Below are 17,695 nucleotides of genomic sequence, written 5' to 3'. Positions count from 1 at the left end.
GGTCGAGCGACCGCGACACCGAACGGGTCAGACCACCCGGCAGTGCGTCGTCAGGGAGCCGATGCCCTCGACGGTGACCGTGACGGTGGAGCCGTCGCGCAGGAAGACCGGCGGCTTGCGCGAATAGCCGGCGCCGCCCGGGCTGCCGGTGGAGATGAGCGTGCCCGGCGGGATCGTGGCCGACCGCGAGAGCAGCGAGATGATCTCTGCGACGCTGCGCACCATCTCGTTCGTCGACGCGTCCTGCATGATGCTGCCGTCGAGGTTCGTGGTGAGCCAGAGGTCCTGCGGGTCGGGGATCTCGTCGGCCGTGACGACGACCGGCCCGGTGGGGGTGAAGCCGTCGAACGACTTGCAGCGGGACCACTGCGCCTCGCTGAACTGGATGTCGCGGGCCGTGATGTCGTTGACGACGGTATAGCCCCACACGTAGTCGAGCGCATCGCGAACGTGCACGCCGCGGGCGGGCCGGCCGATGATGACGCCGAGCTCGGCCTCGTAGTCGACCTGCGTCGTCAGGTCTTCGGGCCAGGTCGTCGTGGCGCCGTGCGCCGTGAGCGAGTTCGGCCAGAGCGAGAAGATCGTCATCGCCGTCTCGGAGCGCAGCTTCAGCTCGGAGGCGTGTGCGGCGTAGTTCGCGCCGATCGCGATGACCTGCGCGGGGCGGAGCACCGCAGAGGAGTGCCGCAGCGCAGCCACGGGGGTCAGCTCGGCACCGAGGCTCGTGGCGGTGTCGACGACCTCGCGCACCTCGGCCAGGCCCTCTGGGCCGCGTTCGATCAGATCCTGCAGGTCGCGCGGCGGTCGTTCCATGAACTCGTCGAGGAAGAGCGCCGACTCCGCGATCACCGCCGCGAGTCGAGGTGTCGTCTGGCCTTCGACTCTCAGGTGCGCGAACTTCACCTCTTCAGGCTATCGGGCGGCAGTGCGATCCGACTGTGCGCGATGTACAACGAACACCGCCGGATGCACCGCCGCGTCGACAAATCGAGCGGATGCCGCCTCAGCTCGCCGCCGGACGCAGGCGCAGCTCCTGCATGCCCCCGTCGACGGCGAGTTCGACACCGGTCGTCGAGCCCGACGCCGGGCTCACGAGGTACGCGACGGCGCCCGCGACCTCGTCGGCCGTGACGAGCCGGCCGTGCGGCTGGCGGGCCTCGAGGGCCGCGCGCTCGGCGACCGGGTCGGCGGCGGAGGCCATCAGGCGCCCGATCCACGGAGTGTCGGCGGTGCCCGGGTTCACGGCGTTCACCCGGATGCCCTCGCGCAGGTGGTCGGCCGCCATCGCGCGGGTGAGTGCGGAGACCGCGCCCTTGCTCGCACTGTAGAGCGCGCGTTCGGGCAGCCCGGCCGTCGCCGCGATCGACGCCGTGTTGACGATCGCCGCGGACGGCGACTCGCGCAGGTGGGGGAGCGCGGCGCGAGCGACCCGCATCATGCCGAGCACGTTGATGTCGAGGACCCGGTGCCACTCGTCGTCGGAGTTCGCCTCGATCGTGCCCTGGGCGCCGATGCCGGCGTTGTTCACGACGATGTCGATGCGGCCCAGCTCGGCGGCGACGCGCTCGACTCCCGCGCGCACGCTCGCGTCATCGGCCACGTCGACGGCGATGGCCAGGTCGGCGTGCGCCGCGGCATCCGGCTGCAGGTCGAAGACGGCGACGCGGGCGCCGCCCTGCTGCAGGCGGGCGGAGATCGCGGCGCCGATGCCGGATGCGCCGCCGGTGACGATCGCGACGAGGTCGCTGAATTCGTTGCTCATGAGAAGGTCCTTCCGGGTCGTGCTGATCGGGTTCAGGCGGAGACGTACTGCTGGCGCTGGCGGCCGAGGCCGTCGATGTCGAGTTCCACGACGTCGCCGGCGGCGAGGTAGGGGAAGCGGCCCGAGAGGGCGACGCCCTCGGGCGTGCCGGTCAGCACGAGGTCGCCGGGCTCGAGGGTGAGGTACTGGCTGAGCGTCCAGACGATCGTGTCGATGTCGAAGATGAGGTCGCTCGTGCGCGAGTCCTGACGCGGTTCGCCGTTGACGAAGCTGCGCAGGCGCACGTCGTCGGCGCTCAGCTCGTCGTTCGTGGCGAGCCAGGGTCCGGTCGGGCAGAAGCCGGGGGCGCTCTTGCCCTTCGACCACTGGCCGCCCGACACGGCGATCTGCCAGTCGCGCTCGGAGAGGTCGTTCGCCATCACGAAGCCGGCGATGTGCGCGCGGGCGTCGGCGGGGGAGTCGAGGTAGCTCGCGCGGCGGCCGATGACGATGCCGAGTTCGACCTCCCAGTCGGTCTTCTCGCTGCCGCGCGGAATGGCGACGTCGTCGAAGGGGCCGACGACGGTGTTCGGCGACTTCATGAACATGACGATCTGCGAGGGCGGCTCCGACCCCGACTCGGCGGCGTGGGCGGCGTAGTTCATGCCGATGCAGTAGACCGCCGACGGGCGGGCGATCGGGGCCCCGATGCGGAGGTTCGCGGCGTCGGGCAGCTCGGGCAGTTCGCCGGCGGCGAGTGCGGCGCGAGCGCGCTCGATGCCGTCGCCGCTCAGGAACGCGCCGTCGACGTCAGCGGTGATCGCGCGCAGGTCGAACGTGCGCTCGCCGTCGACGACGACGGGGATCTCGGTGTCGACGTTGCCGAGCCGGGCGAATCTCATGCTGGTCCTCTCCATCGTGGCACTGCGTGAACATCAGAACTCTGACTGAAGTGCAGGCCGGTTCTGGGAGATTCTTGCACATCCGGCTGCGGTTGACAGGAGAGACATCCGATGTTTATGCTCGGGGTCGCCACGAAAGGACGTCATGAGCACCATCGTCAGTGTTGATACCCGGGACATCCGCTTCCCCACCTCCCTCGAGCTCGACGGGTCGGACGCGATGAACCCCGATCCCGATTACTCGGCGGCCTACCTGATCATCCGAACGGATGCGGCCGACGGGCTCGAGGGGCACGCCTTCGTCTTCACGATCGGACGCGGCAACGACGTCGAGGTCGCGGCGCTCGAGACGCTTCGCGGGCACCTGCTCGGCCAGGACGTGGAGGCGCTGCTCGACGACATGGGCGCCGCGTGGCGACTGCTCACCCACGACTCGCAGCTGCGCTGGCTCGGCCCCGAGAAGGGCGTCATGCACATGGCGATCGGGGCCGCGATCAACGCGCTCTGGGACCTCAAGGCGAAGCGCGCCGGCCTGCCGCTCTGGCGCCTGCTCGCCGAGCTCACCCCCGAGCAGCTCGTCGACCTCGTCGACTTCCGCTACCTCAGCGATGCGATCACGCCCGCAGAGGCGCTCGAGCTCCTCCGCGCCGCCGAGCCGGGGCGGGCCGAGCGCGCAGCGCACCTGCTCGAGGTCGGCTACCCGGCGTACACGACCACGCCGGGCTGGCTCGGGTACTCCGACGAGAAGCTCGACCGCCTGTGCCGTGAGGCCGTCGCCGACGGCTACCCGCAGATCAAGCTCAAGGTCGGCGCCGACCTCGCCGACGACATCCGCCGTCTCGGCATCGCCCGCGCCGCCGTGGGCGAGGGCTTCCCGATCGCGATCGACGCGAACCAGCGGTGGGACGTCGACGCGGCCATCGAATGGGTGCGCGCGCTCGCCGAGTTCGACGTCGAGTGGATCGAGGAGCCCACGAGCCCCGACGACATCCTCGGGCACGCCGCCATCGCTCGCGGCGTCGCACCGATCAAGGTCGCGACGGGCGAACACGTGCAGAACCGGATCGTCTTCAAGCAACTGCTCCAGGCCGGCGGCATGGACGTCATGCAGATCGACGCCACCCGAGTCGGCGGCGTCAACGAGAACATCGCGAACCTCCTGCTCGCCGCGAAGTTCGGGGTGCCGGTCTGCCCGCACGCCGGCGGCGTCGGCCTCTGCGAAGCGGTGCAGCACCTGTCGATGTTCGACTACGTGGCGCTCTCGGGCACGATGGAGGGACGCATGATCGAATTCGTCGACCACCTCCACGAGCACTTCGTGACGCCCGCCGTCGTGCAACGGGGTCGCTACCTCACGCCGACCGCACCCGGCGCGGGCACCGAGATGTTCGCGGCATCCGTCGACGAGTACACCTGGCGCGGCGCGCACGCGGTCGGCGGGGTGCGTGCGTGACCGGTGACGTGACGTCCGCCGAGCGGCTCGGGCCGCTCGGCTACGGCGCGGCGTCCGTCGGCAACCTCTACCGAGAGGTGAGCGACGAGGATGCGCACGCGGCACTCGCCGCGGCGTGGGACAGCGGCATCCGCTACTTCGACACCGCTCCCCACTACGGGCTCGGCCTGAGCGAACGGCGCCTCGGCGCCTTCCTCGCCACGAAGCCGCGCGACGAGTTCGTGGTCTCGACGAAGGTCGGTCGCGTGCTCGACCCGAACCCCGCGTTCGCGGGCGGCGACGACATGGACTTCGACTTCGCCGTGCCGAACGACCTGGTGCGACGATTCGACCCGACCGAGGCCGGGGTGCGCGCGAGCATCGAGCACTCGCTCGAACGGCTCGGACTCGACCGCATCGACATCGCGTTCCTGCACGACCCCGACGCCTACGACCTCGACCGCGGCATCGACGAGGGCCTGCCGGCACTCGCCCGGATCCGCGACGAGGGCATCGTCGCGGCCGTGGGCATCGGCACGAACGACGCGGATGCCGCGGCGCGCGCCGTCGCCGAGGGCGACCTCGACCTCGTGATGATCGCCGGACGCTACACGCTCCTCGAGCAGCCGGCACTCGACGAACTGCTGCCGCTCTGCGAGCAGCGCGGCGTCGGCGTGGTCGCCGCGGCCGTCTACAACTCGGGGCTGCTCTCGACCTCGGAGCCGGGCGCGAACGGGCGCTACAACTACGGGGCGGTGCCGGCCGACGTGCTCGCGCACGCGACGCGGCTCGCCGAGGTCTGCCGTGAAGCCGGCACCGAACTGCCGGTGGCGGCCCTCCAGTACCCGCTGCGGCACCCGGCCGTGCGATCGGTCGTCGTCGGTTCGGCGCGCCCGGCGGAGATCGCGGCGAACGCCGCCCGCGTGCGCGCTGAGATCCCCGACGGACTGTGGGTGCGGTTGCGAGACGAGGGACTGATCCCGTGACCGTTCCCGCCCGCACGATCGACGCGCACCTGCACCTGTGGGATCGCAGCGTGAGCGACTACGCGTGGATCACGCCCGAGCTCGGACCGCTCCACGCGGACTTCGGCCCTGCGCAGGCGCGGGCGGAGCTCGACGCGGCCGGCATCGACGCCGCGATCCTCGTGCAGGCGGAGGACTCGTTCGCCGACACCCGCTTCATGCTCGACGTCGCCGCCGCCAACGACTGGGTCGCCGGCGTCGTCGGCTGGGTCCCGCTCGATGACCGCGCTGCGGCGTTCGCGGCGCTCGATGCGCTCGCCGGGGAGACGGCGCTCCGGGGCATCCGTCATCTCGTGCACGGCGACCCGCGCGACGACTTCCTCGAACTGCCCGACGTCCGCGCCTCGCTCGCGGAGCTCGCGCGACGCGGGCTCGCCTTCGACGTTCCCGACGCGTGGCCGCGCCACCTCGGCGCCGTGCGGCGACTCGCCGGCGACCTGCCGGAGCTCACCGTCGTGGTCGACCACCTCGGCAAGCCGCCCCTCGGCCGCGACGACTTCGACGCCTGGCGCCGCGAGTTCGACGCCGTCGCCGCGCTGCCGAACACGGTGACGAAGTTCTCCGGCCTGCACCTGACCGGCGTCGCGTTCGGCGCCGCGACGGTGCAGCCGCTCTGGGAGATCGCACTCGAGGCCTTCGGCCCGGATCGCGTGATGTACGGCGGCGACTGGCCCATGTCGGTGCCGCACGGCGGCTACCAGCCCACCTGGGCGGTCATGGGCGGATGCCTCGACGCACTCGCCCCCGACGAGCGCGACGCGGTGCTCGGAGGGACGGCGGAACGCGTCTATTCCGCACCAGTAATCTGATGTTTTTCGTGAATTAGCAACACAAATACAACGAATCGGACTCAGGGCCGATGAAACATCGGATGAGTAGTACACTCATCCCACATCTCAAGGAAGAGAGGCGCACGTGCTGAGTGGCATCCACCCGATCCTCGGAGGCGAGTTGCTCGCCGCGCTCGATCGGCTCGGTCACGGCGACGAACTCGTCGTCGCCGACGCGAACTTCCCCGCGCATCGCGTCGGGGCGAGCGTCGTCGAAGCGCCGGCGCTCGCGGCCGCCGACGTCGTCGGCGCCATCCGCACCGTCCTGCCGCTCGACACCTACGAGGGCGCCTCGGTGCTGCTCATGGCGGCCGAGGGCGGTCAACGGCTGCCCGTGCAGCACGAACTCGTCGCGGCGGCGGTGACCACGGACGACCGCGTCGAAGAGCTCGAGCGATTCGCGTTCTACGACCGTGCGATCGCCGCGCAGCTGATCGTCCGCACCGGGGAGCTCAGGCCCTACGGCAACGTCGTGCTCCGCAAGGGCGTCGTGAACGAGTACACGCCGACGGGGGCCGCAGCATGACCGCGTCGGCAGGCGCGACCGCTCCGCTCCTCGATGTCGAGGGCGTCAGCAAGGGCTTCCCCGGCGTCCAGGCGCTCGACGACGTGCGACTCGACCTCCGGCACGGCGAGGTGCTCGCGCTCGTGGGCGAGAACGGCGCCGGCAAGTCGACGCTCATGAAGCTGCTCGCCGGCATCTACACGCCCGACGCCGGCACCTTCCGGCTCAACGGCCGCGAGCTCACGATCGAGGGTCCGCGCCATGCGCAGGAGCTCGGCATCTCGATCATCCACCAGGAGTTCAACCTGATGCCCGACCTGACGGTCGCGCAGAACATCTTCATCGGCCGGGAGCACCGGTCGGGCGGGCTGTTCCTCGACGAGCGCGCGCTGAACCGCCGGGCCCAGGACCTCTTCGACCGGCTCGGGCTCGCCCTCGACCCGGCGGAGCCCGTCGAGCGGCTCACCGTGGCGCGCCAGCAGATGGTCGAGATCGCGAAGGCGCTCTCGTTCGACGCGAAGGTGCTCATCATGGACGAGCCGACCGCCGCGCTGAACGACACCGAGGTCGACGTGCTCTTCGAGCTGATCGAGCGGTTCCGCACGCCCGAGACGGGCGTCATCTACATCTCGCACCGCATGGAGGAGCTCGCGCGCATCTCCGACCGCATCAGCGTGCTGCGCGACGGACGCTACATCGGCACCAGGGTGACCGCCGAGACGGAGCCGAAGGAGATCATCTCCCTCATGGTCGGTCGCGAGATCGTCGGCGAGCAACGGCCGCAGGCGCTGACCGCGACCGGCGAACCCGTGCTCTCGGTGAGCGGCCTCACCACCAAGCACCTGCTGCGCGACGTCAGCTTCGACGTGCACGCCGGCGAGATCCTCGGCTTCGCCGGGCTGATGGGCGCCGGTCGCACGGAGGTGGCCCGCGCCATCGTCGGCGCCGATCGCACCGAGGCCGGGGAGATCCGCCTGCACGGGCGCCCGGTGAGGATCGCGAACCCGGCAGAGGCGGCGCGCCACGGGATCGGCTACCTCTCGGAGGACCGCAAGCAACTCGGCGTGCTGCTCGAACGCAGCGTGCGCGAGAACATCGTGCTCGCCTCGCTCCGCGACTACGTGTCGGGGCTCGGGTTCGTGAGCGGGTCGCGCATCGAGGCGACCGGTCGCGAGTACGTCGACAAGCTCCGCATCAAGACCCCGTCGACCGCGCAGCTCGTGAAGAACCTCTCGGGCGGCAACCAGCAGAAGGTCGTCATCGCGAAGTGGCTCGCGAAGGACTGCGAGGTGCTGATCTTCGACGAACCCACCCGCGGCATCGACGTCGGCGCGAAGGAGGAGATCTACACCCTCCTGCGCCAGCTCGCCGATCAGGGCAAGGCGATCATCATGATCTCCTCCGAACTGCCCGAGGTGCTCCGGCTCTCCGACCGGATCGCCGTCATGGCCGAGGGCCGCCTCACCGCGGTGCTCGACAACGCCGAAGCCACACAGGAGAACCTCATGGACTACGCCACCCGATTCACCAGCGAAGGAACGATCGCACGATGAGCCCGACGACGACGCAACCGTCTGCACCGACCCCGTCGACGACGGCCTTCGCCGCGGTCGAGGCCGGAGCCCCCCGATTCGCCTGGCTGCGCGGTTCGCTGCAGCAGCTCCTCGCCTTCGCGAGCCTCATCGTGATCGTCGTGGTCTTCTCGTTCGCGAGTCCCCACTTCTTCACGGCGAACAACCTCGTCTCGATCCTCACGGCCGCCACGGTCACGGGAATCCTGGCGCTCGGCACCACCTTCGTCATCATCACGGGCGGCATCGACCTCTCGATCGGCACGGGCATGGTGCTCTGCGGCGTCATGGCGGGCGTCTTCCTGACCTACCTCGGCTGGCCGCTCTGGGCGGGCGTCGCCGCGACGATCCTGTTCGGCGGCCTCATCGGCCTGATCAACGGCGTGAACGTTTCCATACTCGGCATCCCGCCGTTCATCGCGACGCTCGGCATGATGCTGATCGCCGCCGGCCTCTCGCTCGTGATCTCCGGCACGAAGCCGATCTACTTCAACGAGACCCCCGAGTTCCAGTCGATCATGAACCTGTCGATCATCCCGGGCATCCGCTTCCCGCTCGGCGTCGCGATCTTCATCGTCATGATCGTGGTCGCGGCCGTGCTGCTCTCGAAGACGATCGTCGGCCGGTACACGTTCTCGATCGGCTCGAACGAGGCGGCGACGGCGCTCTCCGGCGTGAACGTGCGCCGCTGGAAGATCATCATCTACACGCTCGCGGGGCTCTTCGTCGGACTCGCCGGCGTCTTGAGCGCCTCGCGCCTCTCGTCGGCGCAGCCGACCGGCGGCATGGGCCTCGAGCTCGAGGCCATCGCGGCCGTGGTGATCGGCGGCACCTCGCTGCAGGGCGGCAAGGGCTCGATCATCGGCACCGTGATCGGTGCCCTCATCATGGCCGTGCTCACGAACGGCCTGCGCATCATCTCCGTCCCGCAGGAATGGCAGTCGGTCGCGGTCGGCATCGTCATCCTCGTCGCGGTGTACCTCGACATGCTGCGACGCCGGCGGTCCTGACCCGCTGGCATCCCGGCACCATCCCGCACCACCCGCACCATCTGCACCATCACGAATACCCACACATCAAGGAGTGACATGTTCAAGAAGCGAACGATGGGCGTCATCGTCGGCGCCGTTGCCGCAGCCCTCGTCTTCTCGGGTTGCGCGAGCGACGGCGGCGATTCGGCCTCCGGTGGAACCGACGGGGAGAAGCCGTACATCGCGCTCGTCTCCAAGGGCTTCCAGCACCAGTTCTGGCAGGCCGTGAAGTCCGGCGCCGAGCAGGCCGCCGAGGAGTTCGACGTCGAGATCACCTTCGAGGGTCCCGACACCGAGGCCGACGTCGACCAGCAGATCCAGCAACTGCAGACCGCCCTCGACAAGAGCCCCGCCGCGATCGGCTTCGCCGCCCTCGACAGCCAGGCCGCCGGACCGCTCCTGCAGCAGGCGAAGGACTCGAACATCCCGGTGATCGCGTTCGACTCGGGCGTCGACAGCGACATCCCGCTGACGACCGCGGCGACCGACAACCTCGCCGCCGCCGGCGAGGCCGCCAAGCACATGGCCGATGCGATCGGCCACGAGGGCAAGGTCGCCCTCGTCGTGCACGACCAGACCTCGGTCACCGGCCAGGAGCGTCGCGACGGCTTCGTCGACTACATGGAGGAGAACGAGCCGAACATCGAGATCGTCGACATCCAGTACGGCGGCGGCGACCAGGCGAAGTCCGCCGACCTCGCCAAGGCGATCCTCGCGGCGAACCCCGACCTCAAGGGCATCTACGGCTCGAACGAGGGCTCGGCCATCGGCGTCGTGCAGGCCGTCAAGGAGCTCGGCCTCGACTCGACGACGCTGACCGTCATCGGCTTCGACTCGGGCAAGGCGCAGATGGACGCGATCCGCGATGGCCTCATGGCCGGCGCGATCACGCAGAACCCGGTCGGCATCGGCTACGAGACGGTGAAGGCCGCCGTCGAGGCCCTCGACGGCAAGACCCTCCCGAAGACGATCGACACCGGCTTCTACTGGTACGACGCCACGAACATCGACGACGAGGAGATCCAGGCCGTCCTCTACGAGTAGGCCACGGATGTCGCGGGGGCGTCGGCTTCGGCCGGCGCCCCCGTTGTCGTGCCCTCGAGGGTCAGAGTGCGGAGCGAAGCCACTGCTCGACGCCGCTCACGTGCACCACGGTGAGCGCGGCGGCGAGCTCGGCGTCGCCGGCCTCGATCGCGTCGAGGATCGCGTGGTGCTCGGAGAGGGTGCGCTCGACGGCGTTCTCCTGCGTGATGCCGCGCCAGATGCGCGCTCGCACCGTGTGGCTCGACAGCGAGTCGATGAGGCTCGCGAGGTAGGAGTTGCCGGCGGCCTCTGCGATGCCGCGGTGGAACTCGAGGTCGTGTTCGACGAGTGCCTCGACCCCCGCGGCGTGATCGACGGTCTCGACGATCTCGCGCAGGTGCGCGAGGTCGTCGTCGTCGGCGTTGCGCGCGGCGAGGGAGGTGGCCGCCGGCTCGAGGATGCGTCGGACCGCGAAGATCTCGAGCACCGACTGGTCGTCGTGCAGGTCGACGACGAACGACATGGCCTCGAGGAGGAGGCGCGGTTCGAGGCTCGTCACGTAGGTGCCGTCGCCGCGGCGCACGTCGAGCACGCGGATCACCTCGAGGGCCTTGACGGCTTCGCGGAGCGACGAGCGGGAGAGGCCGAGTCGGTCGCTCAGCTCCTTCTCGGGCGGAAGCCGATCTCCGGGGGCGAGTTCACCCGAGATGATCATCTCTTTGATGTGCAGGATTGCTTCGTCGGTGACGGCCATGCCGTGATCGTACCGTGCAACGGGGAGACATCAGATCTTTGCAGCCGCGGCGCGCCACAGGTGCATCGACGCGTAACTGCGCCAGGGCGCCCACCGCGTGCCGAGGGCGGCGAGCTCCCCGGCCGTCGATGGCAGTCCCAGCTGCTCGGCGCCGTTTCGCAGTGCCAGATCGCCGGTGAGCAGCACGTCGGGTGCGCGCGTCACCCGCATCGCGACGTAGCCGGCCGTCCACGGGCCGATGCCCGGTACGGAGAGGAGGTCGGCCTGCAGTTCGACGCGCTCGCACTCGGCGGCCACCACGAGCGCTCCGGACTCGAGCCGGCTCGCGACGTCGATGATGGTGCGCACCCGCGCAGCCGGGCCCCTGAGCACTGCATGGCCGTGCTCGGCGATCGCGGCCGCCGTCGGGAAGAGCGTCGACGGGGCGCCGTCGGCACGGGGCGGCAGCTGCTCGCCGAGTTCGGCGGCGAGCCGGGCGAGGGCGGTGCGGGCGGCCTTCACCGAGACCTGCTGCCCGATGAGCGCGCGGAAGACGAGTTCGTGGGCGTCGAGGCATCCGGGCACGCGAATGCCGGGCGTCGCGGCGACGGAGGCCGCGAGCGCGGGATCGCGGGCGAGCGCGGCGTCGATCGCCACGGCGTCGGCGTCGAGGTCGAAGAGCCGACGCACCCTGGCGACGAGCGGCGGCAGGTCGGCGAGGGTCGCGAGGCGCGCCTCGACGTCGATCGCGGGAGCTGCGGCGTCGCCCGACGCGGCGAACGCGACGACGGCGGGACCGCCTGGCAGGCGGAGGGTGCGCTCGTATCGGTCGTCGCCGGCCAGCTCGACGCCGTCGAGGGCCCGGGCGGCGAGCCAGCCGAAGACGCCGGCGGCATCGAAGGGCGGCCGAGCGGGCAGCCGCAGTCGCACCACGCCGCCGTCGAGCGCCGCGTCGGTCGAGGTGCCCGATGCCGCATCGCGACCGGCGACCGCAGTACCCGGCCGCCGCTCGCGCACGCGCGCAGCTGCCCGCAGCTCGAGCGGGCTGCGTTCGTAGACCTCTCGAATGGTGTCGTTGAACTGGCGGATGCTGCCGAAGCCCGAGGCGAAGGCGACGTCGGCCGCGGGCAGCGCCGTCGAGGTGAGCAGTGCGCGCGCGGTCTGCGCCCGGTGGGCCCGTGCGAGCGCGAGCGGCCCGGCGCCGAGCTCGCCCGTGAGGACTCGCGTCAGGTGCCGCGGGGTGTAGCCGAGCCGGGCGGCGAGCCCCGGCACGCCCTCGCGTTCGACGACGCCGTCGGCGATGAGGCGCATGGCGCGCGCGGCGAGGTCGTCGCGCAGATCCCATTGGGGGGAGCCCGGAACGGCGTCGGGCAGGCACCGCTTGCAGGCCCGGAGCCCGGCCTCGTGCGCGGCCGCCGCGGTGAGGTAGAAGCTCACGTTCGACGCCTTCGGCGCGACCGCCGGGCAGCTCGGGCGGCAGTAGATGCCCGTCGAGTGCACGCCGGTGATGAACTGCCCGTCGAACCGGGCGTCCCTGGCCTGCATGGCGCGGTACCGCTCCGCGAACTCGGGGTCGTCGAGCGGGTCGCCGTGCAGCCGGCGGCGAGGGGTGGCGGTACTGGTCATGGTGCAAGCCTCGCACGCCCCGGCGATACCGACCAGCGGAAATCGGACATGAGTGACGCGCCGTATGGTGGAGGGATGCCGCACGCCGTCGTGACCCTCCTGCAAGACGCCCTCGGGGCTTCCGTGTCCACCGCACCGGCCGATCTCGAGGCCACTCGCGAAGACCGCTCTGGGTGGCGCAGTGCGACCCCGCCGATCGCGGTCGTGCACGCGGCATCCGTCGCCGAGGTGCAGGCCGTCATGCGGATCGCGAGTGAGACGTCGACGCCCGTCGTGCCGCGCGGCGCCGGCACGGGCCTCGCCGGCGGGGCCATCGCGAGCCCCGGTTCGATCGTGCTCGACCTCTCGCGCATGAACCGGGTGCTCGAGATCTCCGAGGCCGACGAACTCGCGGTCGTCGAAGCCGGCGTGCTGAACGGCGACCTGAACGATGCGCTCGCCCCCCTCGGGCTGTGGTTCGCCCCCGACCCCGCGAGCCGCGCCATCTCGTCGATCGGCGGCAACATCGCCACGAACGCCGGCGGGCTCCTCTGCGCGAAGTACGGCGTGACCCGCGAGGCGGTGCTCGGCCTCGCGGTGGTGCTCGCCGACGGGCGCCTGCTGCGCACCGGCCACCGCACGGTGAAGGGCGTGACGGGCTACGACCTCACGGCGCTCTTCACCGGCTCCGAGGGAACGCTCGGCGTCATCGTCGAGGCGACGGTGCGTCTGCGCCCGATCACCCCGGGCGAGGCCGTCTCCGTCGCCGCGGTGCTGCCCGATGTCGAGGCCGCCGCCGCGGCATCCGCCGCAGTGACCGCTGCCCGGCTCCGGCCCGCGGTGCTCGAGCTCATCGACGCGGCCGGCCTCGCGCGCGTCGCCGCGCACCTCGGCGCCGACGGCATCGCCGGCACCCCGCTCGAATCGCTCGCCCCGTCGGAGACCTTCCTGCTCGCGCAGTGCGACGGCGCAGGAGCCGCCGACGAGGCTGCGGAGATCGCCGAGCTCTTCGCCGCGGCCGGCGGCAGGGTCAGCCGCTCGGCTGATGCCGCGACGGGCGACCGGCTGCTCGCCATCCGGCGCGCGATGCACCCGGCGCTCGCGGCCTCGGGCCAGGTGCTCATCGAAGACGTCGCCGTGCCGCGCTCGCGCCTGCCCGAGATGTTCCGTGCGATCGAGGAGGTCGGTCGGCGCCACGGCATCGAGATCCCGACGATCGCGCACGCGGGCGACGGCAACCTGCACCCGAACTTCGTGTTCACGGGCGACGAGGTGCCCGAGCACGTGTGGGCCGCGGCCGACGACATGTTCCGCACCGCCGTCGCCCTCGGCGGCACGCTGACGGGCGAGCACGGGGTGGGCGTGCTGAAACGACGCTGGCTCGCCGACGAGCTCGGCGACGACTCGTTCGAGCTGCAGCGCGGCATCAAGGCGCTCTTCGACCCGCACGCCATCCTGAATCCCGGCGTCATGTTCGAGGCGTCCGCGTCGCCTGCGGCGCCGGAGGCACCTGCTCGATAGGCTGCCCGGGTGACCTCCGTGGCCCCGCAGTCCGCACCAGACCCCGCCGTGAACCCGTCGCCCGCGCCGCCCATCTGGACCGCGCCGCCGACGGCGCGGAGCGGCGGCCTGCTCTTCGCGATCATCGGCATCGTCGTCGCCGGGTTCGTCGGGCTCCTGGTGATCGCCTACCTCGCGGTTGGGCTCGGGGTCTCGACCCTCCTCATCGGCTCGCTCCTCGCCCTCGTGCCGCTGACCATGGTGCTGCTCGCCGTGCGCTGGGTCGACCGGTGGGAGCCCGAGCCCCGCTGGGCGCTGTGGTTCGCGTTCCTCTGGGGCGCCGCCGTGTCGGTCGCGATGGCGCTCATCGTCGACCTCGGGGTGCAGCTGGCGATGGCGTTCGCCGAGCCAGGCGGCGCACCCGACGAGGCGCTGCAGGCGGTCGTGCAGGCGCCCATCGTCGAGGAGGTCGCGAAGGGCATCGGCGTGCTGCTGATCTTCGTGTTCTCGCGGTCGCACTTCGACGGCCCCGTCGACGGGCTCGTCTACGCGGCGACCGTCGCGGCCGGCTTCGCCTTCACCGAGAACGTGCTCTACTTCGGCGCCGCGCTCGCCGAGGGCGGCGCGGAGACCCTCGGCGCGACCTTCGTCGTGCGGGGGCTGTTCTCGCCGTTCGCCCACGTGCTCTTCACCGCGTGCACCGGACTCGCGATCGGCATCGGCGCTCGCCGCGGCGGGGGAGCGGGCGTCGTCGGATGGTTCCTGCTCGGCCTCCTCGGCGCGATCTCGCTGCACGCCCTCTGGAACGGATCGCTCGCCTTCGCCGACGATGCGATCGGCCTCTACGTGACCGTGCAGGTGCCGATCTTCATCGCGGCGATCGTGCTCACGGTGCTCCTGCGGCGGCAGGAGGTGCGGATCACCCGGCACCGGCTCGCCGAGTACGGAGCCGCCGGATGGTTCAGCCCGGCGGAGGTCGAGATGCTCGCGACACCCGCCGGACGACGCCAGGCGAAGGCCTGGGCGAAGGCGCAGACTCCGCCGCGCACGGGCGTCATGAGACGCCTCGTCATGGATGCCACGCATCTCGCGTTCACCCGCCAGCGCATCGCCACCGGGCTCGCGAGCGAGCGCACGTTCACCGAGGAGCAGGGGCTCCTGGCCGCCGTCGTCGAGGACCGACGGGTGCTGCTGAGCTGAGGCATCCGCTCGCCGCGTCGGCGCAAAAAACTCGCCGCCCTGTGGTGTGGCACTGCCGACATCTCTACCAGGCGACGAGTTCTAGAGCTCCAGACTGCAACGTGTTCGCAGTCAGCGCAAGAGGGGGGTGGACGGTTGTCCGCGATTGCGACGAAGCCGCGAACCTGTTTGGGTTGACGTATGACCGATACGAACAGCAAGCCCGAGATCGACGCTCCCGAGGGGCCGGCTCCCGTCGAGCTGGTGATCGAAGACATCGTCGTCGGCGACGGCGCCGAGGCGCAGCCCGGCTCGACCGTCGACGTGCACTACCTCGGCGTCGAGTACGACAGCGGCGAGGAGTTCGACTCCTCGTGGGGTCGTGGCCAGTCCATCAACTTCCCCCTCCAGGCGCTCATCAGCGGCTGGCAGGAAGGCATCCCCGGCATGAAGGTCGGCGGTCGCCGCAAGCTCACCGTGCCCCCGCAGCAGGCCTACGGCCCCGCCGGCGGCGGCCACCAGCTGTCGGGCAAGACGCTCATCTTCGTGATCGACCTGCTCGGCGTGAGCTGAGCACTCACCGCTCGAGTCGACGGCCGGCAGGGGCCACGGTGCGCAGCACCGTCTCCCTGCCGGCCGTCGACGTCTCTCCGCGCGTGCGCTCGTCGCGATAGCGGCCGCCGCGCTCGACGATTCCGGATGCCGCGCGGTTCGCGATGCGCTCGATCGCCGCCCACGTCGACGGGGCCGTGAAGTCGGCGCGGCCGTTGCGGCTGAAGATCACCCAGTCGTCGACGATCTCGATGTGCATGCCGGGTGCTTCGTCGATCATCGCCGCCATGAGGTCGGGCGTGAAGACGTAGAGCGCATCGCGCTCGTACTGCTTCGGCACGAAGACGTGGAAGTGCCGATCGAAGTCGCCCTCGAGCGAGAGGTGCTGATCCGCGTCGAAGCCGACGGGGAACGCGCGTCCGTCGGTCGTTCGGCCCTGCGGTTCGAGCACCATGTGCGGCAGCGGGCCGTCGAGCTGCACCGCGACGTACCGCCAGTACGACCGTCGGTCGGCGGAGGCGCTCGTCGATCCGACGGGTCCGATCGAGACGCTGACGGAGGTGCCCGCCCTCGGCTGGAGGAAGAGCAGGTTGCCGATCTCGACGGCGCGCCCCGACCTCGTCGAGAACCGCGAGTTGCGCGGCTTCCCGCGGAGCTGCTCGAAGAGGTGGCCCGGCAGTCGCGGTGCGGCGTTCGGCTCGTACTCGAGTCCGTTCAGTGCCGCGAAGCGATGCAGCCGCGCCTCAGCCTTCGCCGGCATGCCGGTGACCAGCCGCCAGACCGCGACGACGCCGGCCGCGATCGCCGCGACGACGGCGCCTGCGGCGACGATCGCGAGCACAGCGAACCAGTTCCAGCCGAACGCAGCGACGATCCCGACCGCGAGCAGTGCGAGGCAGCCGACGCCGATCGCGCCGAGGAGCACCGCGAGTGCGATCGCCGGGCCCTGGCGGGCGCGCCCGGCCGCGCGGTCGCGCTGCCGTTGCTCCGCGAGTTCCGCGTTCGAGATCGGGCGGGTGAGGGACGCGGTGTCGATCGCCGGAAGCAGCACTTCGGTAGTCTGTCATGCGGCCGGTCGACGGCCCGGTTCCCGAAAGGTGCGACGTGTGACCCGCTTCCGATCGCCGCTCATCGCGTTCGCCCCGTACCTCGTGATGTCGGTCCTCCACCTCGTGCTGCTGTACGTCGGCCCGGCCTGGAGCGTGACGGCCACGAAGGCGACGCTGATGCCGCTGCTCGCCCTCGCGGTGGTGTTCCTCGTGCGTCCGTTCCAGGCGCCCGCGCCACTGCTGCTGGCGGGCATCGCCTTCTCGTGGGGCGGTGACGTGCTGCTCTCGTTCCCCGGCGACGGCCCGTTCGTGGCGGGCCTCTGCTCGTTCCTCCTCGCGCACGTGGCCTACATCGCACTCTTCCTGCGGATGCCCCGGGTCCGACGCCGCCCACCGGCCTGGTCGTACGTGTACTGGGCGTGGATGATCGTCATGCTCGGCCTGCTCCTGCCGAACGCAGGCGCGCTCGCGGCGCCGATCGTGCTCTACGCCGCGGCCATCGGCATGATGGCGGTGTGCGCGTCGATGCACGGCCGGTGGGTCGTGCTCGGCGGCGCGTTCTTCATCGTCTCCGACTCGGTGCTCGCCCTCGGGAGGTTCCTTCCGGGGTACGAGTTCGCCGCCCACGACTTCGTCGTCATGTCGACCTACCTCGCGGCGCAGGGACTCATCGCCTGGGGCGTGGTGGCGGCGACTCGCGCGCGCCGAGCCGCTGCGGATCCGTCGTCTCCTGCACTCGATCGACGAGCTGGCGCCACGGCCCCGTGAGCTGGCGCTCGGCGAGCGTCGCCTCGTGCGGTTCGCACCGGATGCGGTAGACGAAGCGGTCGGGCTCGGGTGGCACCGGCAGCGGCTCACCCCACGGGATCTCGTCGATGAGGATGTACCACTCGTCGGGATCGGGCTGCTCGTCGACGCGAACCTCCCAGACGAGCCGGGTGCCGGCGAGGCCACCGCTCCGGGACACGATGACGTCCATGCGCCGATCGTACTCCGCGGCCGGCGGGCGCGGTCGGG

The 17,695-nt window shown here is 71.0% G+C and carries 18 protein-coding genes; 11 read left to right on the top strand and 7 right to left on the bottom strand.

All coding sequences use genetic code 11. The annotated features are described in order from the left end of the window. Positions 1–27: 27 nt before the first annotated feature. The 3 genes from ACFTQE_RS12545 to ACFTQE_RS12535 all read right to left on the bottom strand — a co-directional run bounded on the left by ACFTQE_RS12545 (position 28) and on the right by ACFTQE_RS12535 (position 2,643). Positions 28–903, bottom strand: a complete 876-nt coding sequence (locus tag ACFTQE_RS12545) for a fumarylacetoacetate hydrolase family protein (protein WP_375836980.1) — start codon at positions 901–903, stop codon at positions 28–30. Between the two features lie 100 nt (positions 904–1,003). Further along, positions 1,004–1,762, bottom strand: a complete 759-nt coding sequence (locus ACFTQE_RS12540; RefSeq protein WP_376925385.1) for an SDR family NAD(P)-dependent oxidoreductase — start codon at positions 1,760–1,762, stop codon at positions 1,004–1,006. Between the two features lie 32 nt (positions 1,763–1,794). Further along, positions 1,795–2,643 carry a fumarylacetoacetate hydrolase family protein gene (locus ACFTQE_RS12535; RefSeq protein WP_376925384.1) on the bottom strand — a complete coding sequence of 283 codons (849 nt, stop codon included), beginning with the start codon at positions 2,641–2,643 and terminating at the stop codon, positions 1,795–1,797. A gap of 145 nt (positions 2,644–2,788) precedes the next feature. On the opposite strand from ACFTQE_RS12535, the gene ACFTQE_RS12530 reads away from it, so the two are divergent. The 7 genes from ACFTQE_RS12530 to ACFTQE_RS12500 all read left to right on the top strand — a co-directional run bounded on the left by ACFTQE_RS12530 (position 2,789) and on the right by ACFTQE_RS12500 (position 10,081). Continuing rightward, positions 2,789–4,096, top strand: a complete 1,308-nt coding sequence (locus ACFTQE_RS12530; RefSeq protein ID WP_376925383.1) for an L-fuconate dehydratase — start codon at positions 2,789–2,791, stop codon at positions 4,094–4,096. After that, entirely contained in the window at positions 4,093–5,061 is a 969-nt protein-coding gene (locus tag ACFTQE_RS12525; protein WP_376925382.1) for an aldo/keto reductase, read from the top strand. The genes ACFTQE_RS12530 and ACFTQE_RS12525 overlap by 4 nt, the downstream gene beginning before the upstream one ends. Beyond that, positions 5,058–5,909: an amidohydrolase family protein gene (locus ACFTQE_RS12520; protein WP_376925381.1), complete on the top strand. Its 852-nt coding sequence runs from the start codon at positions 5,058–5,060 to the stop codon at positions 5,907–5,909. The genes ACFTQE_RS12525 and ACFTQE_RS12520 overlap by 4 nt, the downstream gene beginning before the upstream one ends. A 106-nt stretch (positions 5,910–6,015) precedes the next feature. Then, the gene (locus ACFTQE_RS12515) at positions 6,016–6,456 is read left to right on the top strand and encodes an RbsD/FucU family protein (RefSeq protein WP_376925380.1); all 441 of its coding nucleotides are present in this window, start codon (positions 6,016–6,018) and stop codon (positions 6,454–6,456) included. Further along, the gene (locus ACFTQE_RS12510; RefSeq protein WP_376925379.1) at positions 6,453–7,988 is read left to right on the top strand and encodes a sugar ABC transporter ATP-binding protein; all 1,536 of its coding nucleotides are present in this window, start codon (positions 6,453–6,455) and stop codon (positions 7,986–7,988) included. The genes ACFTQE_RS12515 and ACFTQE_RS12510 overlap by 4 nt, the downstream gene beginning before the upstream one ends. Beyond that, positions 7,985–9,016: an ABC transporter permease gene (locus ACFTQE_RS12505; RefSeq protein WP_376925378.1), complete on the top strand. Its 1,032-nt coding sequence runs from the start codon at positions 7,985–7,987 to the stop codon at positions 9,014–9,016. The genes ACFTQE_RS12510 and ACFTQE_RS12505 overlap by 4 nt, the downstream gene beginning before the upstream one ends. Positions 9,017–9,094: 78 nt before the next feature. Beyond that, complete coding sequence (locus ACFTQE_RS12500) at positions 9,095–10,081, top strand: ABC transporter substrate-binding protein (RefSeq protein WP_376925377.1); 987 nt, start codon at positions 9,095–9,097, stop codon at positions 10,079–10,081. Between the two features lie 61 nt (positions 10,082–10,142). Here ACFTQE_RS12500 and ACFTQE_RS12495 read toward each other — a convergent pair whose 3' ends face one another. Both ACFTQE_RS12495 and ACFTQE_RS12490 read right to left on the bottom strand, forming a co-directional pair. Next, positions 10,143–10,814 carry a FadR/GntR family transcriptional regulator gene (locus ACFTQE_RS12495; RefSeq protein WP_375836962.1) on the bottom strand — a complete coding sequence of 224 codons (672 nt, stop codon included), beginning with the start codon at positions 10,812–10,814 and terminating at the stop codon, positions 10,143–10,145. Positions 10,815–10,844: 30 nt separating this feature from the next. Further along, the gene (locus ACFTQE_RS12490) at positions 10,845–12,419 is read right to left on the bottom strand and encodes a DNA-3-methyladenine glycosylase 2 family protein (RefSeq protein WP_376925376.1); all 1,575 of its coding nucleotides are present in this window, start codon (positions 12,417–12,419) and stop codon (positions 10,845–10,847) included. Between the two features lie 75 nt (positions 12,420–12,494). Between ACFTQE_RS12490 and ACFTQE_RS12485 the strand changes: the two genes are divergently transcribed. The 3 genes from ACFTQE_RS12485 to ACFTQE_RS12475 all read left to right on the top strand — a co-directional run bounded on the left by ACFTQE_RS12485 (position 12,495) and on the right by ACFTQE_RS12475 (position 15,650). Continuing rightward, positions 12,495–13,919 (top strand): FAD-binding oxidoreductase, encoded by a 1,425-nt coding sequence (locus tag ACFTQE_RS12485; protein ID WP_376925375.1) that lies wholly within the window; start codon positions 12,495–12,497, stop codon positions 13,917–13,919. 9 nt (positions 13,920–13,928) lie between these two features. After that, on the top strand, positions 13,929–15,098 hold the full coding sequence (locus ACFTQE_RS12480) for a PrsW family intramembrane metalloprotease (protein WP_376925374.1): 1,170 nt from the start codon (positions 13,929–13,931) through the stop codon (positions 15,096–15,098). A 180-nt stretch (positions 15,099–15,278) separates the two neighbouring features. Then, the gene (locus ACFTQE_RS12475; RefSeq protein ID WP_056658140.1) at positions 15,279–15,650 is read left to right on the top strand and encodes an FKBP-type peptidyl-prolyl cis-trans isomerase; all 372 of its coding nucleotides are present in this window, start codon (positions 15,279–15,281) and stop codon (positions 15,648–15,650) included. 4 nt (positions 15,651–15,654) lie between these two features. Here ACFTQE_RS12475 and ACFTQE_RS12470 read toward each other — a convergent pair whose 3' ends face one another. Continuing rightward, entirely contained in the window at positions 15,655–16,680 is a 1,026-nt protein-coding gene (locus ACFTQE_RS12470; RefSeq protein ID WP_376925373.1) for a hypothetical protein, read from the bottom strand. Between the two features lie 55 nt (positions 16,681–16,735). On the opposite strand from ACFTQE_RS12470, the gene ACFTQE_RS12465 reads away from it, so the two are divergent. Beyond that, entirely contained in the window at positions 16,736–17,446 is a 711-nt protein-coding gene (locus ACFTQE_RS12465) for a lysoplasmalogenase (RefSeq protein WP_376925372.1), read from the top strand. Here the strand turns inward: ACFTQE_RS12465 and ACFTQE_RS12460 are convergent. After that, on the bottom strand, positions 17,346–17,657 hold the full coding sequence (locus ACFTQE_RS12460) for a protealysin inhibitor emfourin (protein ID WP_376925371.1): 312 nt from the start codon (positions 17,655–17,657) through the stop codon (positions 17,346–17,348). The two genes, ACFTQE_RS12465 and ACFTQE_RS12460, sit on opposite strands and share 101 nt — an antisense overlap. Between the last annotated feature and the right edge of the window lie 38 nt (positions 17,658–17,695).

This window comes from Agromyces sp. NPDC056965 (genome assembly GCF_042673425.1).
GTDB lineage: Bacteria > Actinomycetota > Actinomycetes > Actinomycetales > Microbacteriaceae > Agromyces.
The sequence above is the reverse complement of the archived record's forward strand: the minus strand, read 5'-3'. Positions and strand labels throughout refer to the sequence as shown.

Bases quoted from the DNA above. Each gene is read 5' to 3' on its own strand.
- ACFTQE_RS12475 (WP_056658140.1), top strand. From the start codon at position 15,279: ATGACCGATACGAACAGCAAGCCCGAGATCGACGCTCCCGAGGGGCCG.
- ACFTQE_RS12535 (WP_376925384.1), bottom strand. From the start codon at position 2,643: ATGAGATTCGCCCGGCTCGGCAACGTCGACACCGAGATCCCCGTCGTC.
- ACFTQE_RS12460 (WP_376925371.1), bottom strand. From the start codon at position 17,657: ATGGACGTCATCGTGTCCCGGAGCGGTGGCCTCGCCGGCACCCGGCTC.
- ACFTQE_RS12540 (WP_376925385.1), bottom strand. From the start codon at position 1,762: ATGAGCAACGAATTCAGCGACCTCGTCGCGATCGTCACCGGCGGCGCA.
- ACFTQE_RS12485 (WP_376925375.1), top strand. From the start codon at position 12,495: ATGCCGCACGCCGTCGTGACCCTCCTGCAAGACGCCCTCGGGGCTTCC.
- ACFTQE_RS12505 (WP_376925378.1), top strand. From the start codon at position 7,985: ATGAGCCCGACGACGACGCAACCGTCTGCACCGACCCCGTCGACGACG.
- ACFTQE_RS12500 (WP_376925377.1), top strand. From the start codon at position 9,095: ATGTTCAAGAAGCGAACGATGGGCGTCATCGTCGGCGCCGTTGCCGCA.
- ACFTQE_RS12490 (WP_376925376.1), bottom strand. From the start codon at position 12,419: ATGACCAGTACCGCCACCCCTCGCCGCCGGCTGCACGGCGACCCGCTC.
- ACFTQE_RS12510 (WP_376925379.1), top strand. From the start codon at position 6,453: ATGACCGCGTCGGCAGGCGCGACCGCTCCGCTCCTCGATGTCGAGGGC.
- ACFTQE_RS12495 (WP_375836962.1), bottom strand. From the start codon at position 10,814: ATGGCCGTCACCGACGAAGCAATCCTGCACATCAAAGAGATGATCATC.
- ACFTQE_RS12530 (WP_376925383.1), top strand. From the start codon at position 2,789: ATGAGCACCATCGTCAGTGTTGATACCCGGGACATCCGCTTCCCCACC.